Raw genomic sequence first — 5,929 nt, 5'->3', positions numbered from 1 at the left:
GAGATCGACCAGGAAAACCTGGTTGCCACCGTCGAGCCGGGGGTCGTCACCGAGCAGTTCCAGCTGGCGGTGGAGAAGGTCGGCCTCTTCTACCCGCCCGACCCGGCTTCGCTGAAGTTTTCCACCCTCGGCGGCAACGTCGCCGAGTGCGCCGGCGGCCCACGCTGCGTCAAGTACGGCGTCACCAAGGACTACATCCTCGGCTTGGAAGTGGTGACTCCGCAAGGGGACGTCATCACCACCGGCGGCCCGACCATGAAGGGGGTGGTCGGCTACGACCTGACCAAGCTGATGTGCGGCTCGGAAGGGACCCTGGGGATCATCACCAAGATCGTCATCAAGCTGCTGCCGCTGCCCGAGGCGAAAAAGACCATGCTGGTGCTCTTCGACTCCATCGACGGCGCGGCGCAGGCGGTCTCGGCGATCATCCGCGGCAAGATCATCCCGACCACCCTCGAGTTCATGGACGGCCGCACCATCGACTGCGTCCGCCAGGCGACCGGCCTGCAGGTGCCCGAGAGCGCCCGCGCCGTGCTGATCATCGAGGTCGACGGCGACCAGGAGTTCCTCGACAAGCAGGCGAAAAAAATCGTCGGGATCATCCAGCCCCTCGGGGTGGTCGAGACCCGCATCGCCGAGACGCCGGCCGAGAGCGAAGCGCTCTGGCAGATCCGCCGCTCGGTGTCGGCCTCGCTGCGCAAGGTCAACCCCGACAAGTTCAACGAGGACATCTGCGTGCCGCGCTCCAAGGTACCGGAGATGATCCGCAGGATCGACGCCATCGCCGAGCGCCACGGCATCCCGATCGTCAACTTCGGCCACGCAGGCGACGGCAACATCCACGTCAACATCATGATCGACAAGAAGGTGCCGGGCGAACTGGAAAAGGCGGAGCAGGCGATCGAGGAGGTCTTCAAGGGGGCCCTCGAACTCGGCGGCACCATGAGCGGCGAGCACGGTGTCGGCATCGCCAAGGCCCCCTACATCCCGCTGGAGATCAGCGAGCAGGCCGCCGCCTATATGAAGACCATCAAGAAGGCGCTCGACCCGAACAACATTCTCAATCCCGGGAAGATCTTCCTGGATTGATGTCCCTGGAATTTAAATGAGCAAACTGAAACAACTCGAAGAGTTCCGCGAAGAGATCGAGCAGTGCGTCAAGTGCGGCGCCTGCCGCGCCCATTGCCCGGTGTTCGCCGCGGAAAAATACGAAGGCCGGGTCGCCCGGGGCAAGGTGGCCCTGGCCCAGTCGCTGCTCGCCGGCGAGGTCGACCTCGAAGCGAAGGTGCTCGAGGACATGAGCCAGTGCCTGCTCTGCGGCAGCTGCGAGGCCCAGTGTCCCAACAAGGTGCCGACCGACGAAATCGTCGCCGCGGTGCGCCGGCGCATCGCCGAGCAGAAGGGGCTCTCCAGCTTCGGCAAGGGGGTCGCCGCCGTCCTTGGCCGGCCCAAGCTGATGAACGCCCTGGCGAAGACCGGCGGGGCGCTCTCCGCGCTGCTGTTCAAAAAGCTGCCGAAGGACAGTGGCCTGCGCCTGCGCTTCCCCGCTCCCTACCTGGAAGCGGACCGCACCCTGCCGCCGATCACCGCCCGCCCCTTCCGCGAGCGCGTGCCCGAGGTGATTCCCGGCCAGGCGGGGCAGCCGACCGTCGCCTTCTTCACCGGCTGCGGCATCAACTACATGTACCCGGCGGTGGGCGAGGCCTTCCTGCAGGCGCTGAAATTTCTCGGCGTGACCGTCATCATCCCGAAGGACCAGGCCTGCTGCGGGCTGCCGGCGGTGAGCGCCGGAGCGGCCGGAACGGTCGAGAAGCTGGCGGCCCAGAACCTTGCCGCCCTCACCCGGCACAAGGTCGATTACGTCGTGACCGCCTGCGCTTCCTGCAACGCCGGTATCGGCAAAGTCTACGGCGATCTGGGCGAGGGATACCGGCAGCTCGGGGCGAAGACCCGGGACATCTTCGTCTTTCTCGTCGAGCAGGGCCTGGCCGAAAAACTCTCGGCGCTGCCGAAAGCGGCCAGACGCAGCCGGGTCACCTACCACGACCCCTGCCACCTGCGCACCCAGGGCATCACCAAAGAGCCGCGGGCGATCCTCAAGGCGCTGCCGCAGGTCGAGTTCATCGAAATGGCCGCGGCCGGTACCTGCTGCGGGCTCGGCGGCACCTACTCGGTCTACCACTACGAAACCAGCAAGCAGATCGGCGCCAAGAAGGCGGCCAGCATCAGCGAATCCGGCGCCGAACTGGTCGCTACCGACTGTCCGGGCTGCATCATGCAGCTGCAGGATTCGATCAACCATGCCGGCGGCAGCGCCCGGGCGGTGCACATCCTGGAACTGCTGGCGGAGGCGCTGCCGGAGTTGCCGGAATAGAAAAATTCGGCCGCCCCCTTGTGTTCGGCCACGCAATGCCCGTATAATCGAGCAATCAACGAGAAGGGGTTTTCCCCGGAAAGGAGTGCTACATATGTGGACCACTATCTACATGCTCCGTCCCGTAACCCGGTGCAAAGAAGGCTGCCGACGTCTGCCCCCGCTGAGTCCGGGGGCTGCCTGACGGCCTGAAACCTGAGACGCCCCCCGGAAATCCGGCGGGGCGTCTTTTTTTGCCTTAAATCTCCCGCGACCAGCCTTGGTTCATCGATTCAGTCACCGGCGAAAAGTCCACCCCCGGTTGCCTTTGCCAGGTTTTGCGGCATAATAGTGGCCTGTACGATCTATTTTCCCATCGCCACCCCACACAGGAGAACAAACGATGCGCAAATCCTTCCTTCCCGGCCTGCTGGCACTGTTGCTTTCCACCGGAACGGCACTGGCGGTATCGCCCGGTACGGTCCTCGAGTTCAAGGGCGGCCCGATGGGCAAGGTCATGTTCGACGGCAAGGTGCACAAGGACGCCGGTGCGGTCTGCAAGGAATGCCACAACGATCAGATGTTTCCCAAAATGAAACAGGGAACCATCCAGATCACCATGGAGGAGATCTACGCCGGCCGGCTCTGCGGCGTCTGCCACAACGGCAAGCGGGCCTTCGCTCCGGCGGGCAACTGCGCCCGCTGCCACATCAAACCCTGATCCGCCAACCCGCATGATAAAAGGGGGAACGGCCGTTGGCCGCTCCCCCTTTTATCATCGTCTTGAACCACGCCCCTCCAGACTACATCATCTCGATGAGCGCCTCGAATTCTTCTCTGATCTCGATGGCGACCTCGATCGCCTCGGGAACCCGCACCATGTCCATCAGATAGGCGGGATCCATCGCCATGACCGTGCTCTGCCCCCCTTCCTCCTCATAAACGACGACATTGCAGGGAAGCAGCAGGCCGATATTGCTGTCGGCATTGAAGGCCCGGCGAGCGAAGGCCGGCGGACAGGCGCCGATGATCATGTAGCGGCGAAAGCCGGCACCGGTCTCCTGCCGGAGAGCCTCCTGCATGTCGACCTGAAAAAGGATGCTGAAGCCCCGCTCCTGGAAGAGTCCCAACAACTTGTCCAGCGCTCGCGCGTAATCGAGTGCGACCGTCTTGCCGAAACCGTATGGGCAGGCATTCTGCATACCGTGAATCCTTTTGGAGGATGCCTTGTGGAACTGTCGCCGGACAGTCTCTCCCACAGACGATCGTTGAAACAGAAGGGCTGCCAAACAATTACGTCAAATTAATCTATTAGATATCACAATTTTTCACCTCGAACAACTTCTTTTCCCCGCGGCGATGGACACCACCGAAGATTCGGAAACGGTTCCGGCTTCCGGGCAAACCCGTAATGAGGAAGGAGCCTTACGCAGTTGACGCAGGTGTTGCAGGAGGAGGGTGGATGGGCGCGGTAACAAGCGAATTACCGGGAGGTCAACCGCCGATTCCGTGCATGTTGCGCTCACCAGGCTGGAAATCCGCATCGCCGATGCGGTGCTTTTCTGGCTTGGCGCCAGTGGCGGCGGCAAGAAGGGCTTCCAGAGCCTGGTCGCTGTTGGCGATGCGCAGGGCTTCCTTCAGGTCTATTTCCTGGTCGGAGAAGAGGCAGGGGCGTATCCGGCCGTCGGCGGTAACGCGCAAGCGATTGCATTCGCCGCAGAAATGGCTGGAAACCGCGGGGATGACTCCCAGGCGCCCCACCGCGTCGGAATAGCGGAACAGGCGTGCCGGGCCCGCCGGACCCGAGCGGGGGATGGGCAGCAGGATCCCGAGCCGGGACAGCTCCTCCATGATGGCCGGTGCGGAAAAGCGCTGCTCCGGGGCAAAGCCCAGGTTGTCGCTCACCGGCATGTACTCGATGAAGCGGATTTCCCAGGGATGGCGCAGGGTCAGGCGGGCGAAATCAACGATTTCGTCTTCGTTCACCCCCAGAATCGGCACCATGTTGACCTTGATCGGGCCAAGACCGACTCGCTCGGCCGCCTGCAGGCCGTCCAGCACGCGGGCCAGCCCTTCCCGCCGGGTGATGCCCGCAAAACGCTCTTCCCGGAGCGTATCGAGACTGACATTGACCCGTGATAGCCCCGCCGCCTTGAGCTCTTCGGCCAGTTCGGCCAGACGCAGCCCGTTGGTGGTCAAAACGACTTCGGGAGCCCCCGGCAGAGCGGCCAGCTGCCGCACGAAGTCGACGATCCCCCGGCGCACCAGCGGCTCACCGCCGGTGACCCTGATTTTCCGAACCCCGAGACGAACAGCGGCGGCGGCAATGCGCAGCAACTCCTCGTAGGAAAGGATTGCATCGTGAGGGATGGAGGGTACCCCTTCCTCGGGCATGCAGTACCGGCAGCGCAGATTGCACCGATCCGTCACCGAGAGGCGCAGGTAATCGATGGTGCGACCGAAATTGTCTTTCAAGGGGCCTCCACGGCTGTAAACAGCGAAGGGATCGAGGATTTTTCGCCACTATAGCATTTCTCGCCCCGGCGGAGCAACCCGTCACGCCGTCTTTTGTTTCAACTTGAGCCGGCGGGCTTTTTTGTGTTATTTTCTAACCCCTTGAACAGCTAAACGGTAAAGTTTTTCGGAGGCACATCATGAGCAAAGCACTGGGACTTCTCTCCGGCGGCCTCGACAGCAGCCTGGCGGCGCTGGCGCTGAAACGGCAGGGAGTGGAAGTGACCTGCATCGCTTTCGTCACCCCCTTTTTCGGTTCCGCCAAGGCCGAAAAAGCGGCACGGAAGATGGACATTCCCCTGATCGTCAAGCCGATCGGCGAGGTTCACCTGGAGATGGTGAAAAATCCGGTTTACGGCTACGGCAAGAACATGAACCCCTGCATCGACTGCCACGCCATGATGTTCCGCCTCGCCGGCGAGATCCTGGCGGAGCAGGGGTTCGATTTTCTCTTCTCCGGCGAGGTGCTGGGTCAGCGGCCCATGAGCCAGAACCTGAGCGCCCTGCAGGCGGTGGCCAAGCATTCCGGGATGGCCGGACGCATCCTGCGCCCCATGAGCGCCCGGCTCCTGCCGGAGACGCCGATGGAGAAAGAGGGGCTGGTCGACCGCAGCCGTCTGCTCGACATCCAGGGCCGCTCCCGCCGCCGCCAGGCAGAGTTTGCCGAAGCCTGGGGGCTGACCGACTACCCCCCCTCCGGCGGCGGCTGCCTGCTCACCGAAAAGTCCTTCTCGGGACGCCTGCGGGACCTCTTCGTGCACCAGCCGGGGGCTACCGTCACCGACGTGGAACTGCTCAAGCTCGGCCGGCAGTTCCGCCTCTCCCCCAACGCCCGGCTGACCCTCGGCCGCGACCAGGAGAGCAACGAAAAAATCAAGGGGATCGCCAGACCGACCGACATTCTGCTGCGCGCCACCTCCTTCACCGGTCCCCTGGGCCTGGTCAGCGGTCGGCCCGAGGCCACCGACCTGGAGTTGGCCGCCGCCATTGTCGCCGCCTACGGCAAGGGACAAAATGAGCCGCAGGTCGAAATCCTCCTGCTGCAGGGCGACGAGCAACTCC

Annotated in this window: 6 protein-coding genes; 4 read left to right on the top strand and 2 right to left on the bottom strand. The window is 63.4% G+C overall.

The genetic code is table 11. The annotated features are described in order from the left end of the window. From VD811_00875 to VD811_00865, 3 genes are all read left to right on the top strand, one after another. The coding region (locus tag VD811_00875) for an FAD-linked oxidase C-terminal domain-containing protein (protein ID HXV19524.1) at positions 1–1,089 on the top strand (1,089 nt) is incomplete at its 5' end. Between the two features lie 16 nt (positions 1,090–1,105). After that, positions 1,106–2,374, top strand: coding sequence for a (Fe-S)-binding protein (locus tag VD811_00870; GenBank protein ID HXV19523.1), 1,269 nt, complete (start codon positions 1,106–1,108; stop codon positions 2,372–2,374). A 382-nt stretch (positions 2,375–2,756) separates the two neighbouring features. Further along, the gene (locus VD811_00865; protein ID HXV19522.1) at positions 2,757–3,074 is read left to right on the top strand and encodes a c(7)-type cytochrome triheme domain-containing protein; all 318 of its coding nucleotides are present in this window, start codon (positions 2,757–2,759) and stop codon (positions 3,072–3,074) included. Between the two features lie 82 nt (positions 3,075–3,156). Here the strand turns inward: VD811_00865 and VD811_00860 are convergent, their stop codons facing one another. Both VD811_00860 and moaA read right to left on the bottom strand, forming a co-directional pair. Beyond that, entirely contained in the window at positions 3,157–3,555 is a 399-nt protein-coding gene (locus tag VD811_00860; protein ID HXV19521.1) for a DUF302 domain-containing protein, read from the bottom strand. 292 nt (positions 3,556–3,847) lie between these two features. After that, positions 3,848–4,828: a GTP 3',8-cyclase MoaA gene (gene moaA / locus VD811_00855; GenBank protein ID HXV19520.1), complete on the bottom strand. Its 981-nt coding sequence runs from the start codon at positions 4,826–4,828 to the stop codon at positions 3,848–3,850. Between the two features lie 179 nt (positions 4,829–5,007). Here moaA and VD811_00850 point away from each other — a divergent pair. After that, positions 5,008–5,929 (top strand): thiamine biosynthesis protein (locus tag VD811_00850; protein HXV19519.1); only part of this gene is annotated, 922 nt, incomplete at its 3' end.

Source organism: Desulfuromonadales bacterium (genome assembly GCA_035620395.1).
Lineage (GTDB): Bacteria > Desulfobacterota > Desulfuromonadia > Desulfuromonadales > DASPGW01 > DASPGW01.
This window is presented reverse-complemented; position numbering and strand designations above follow the sequence as displayed.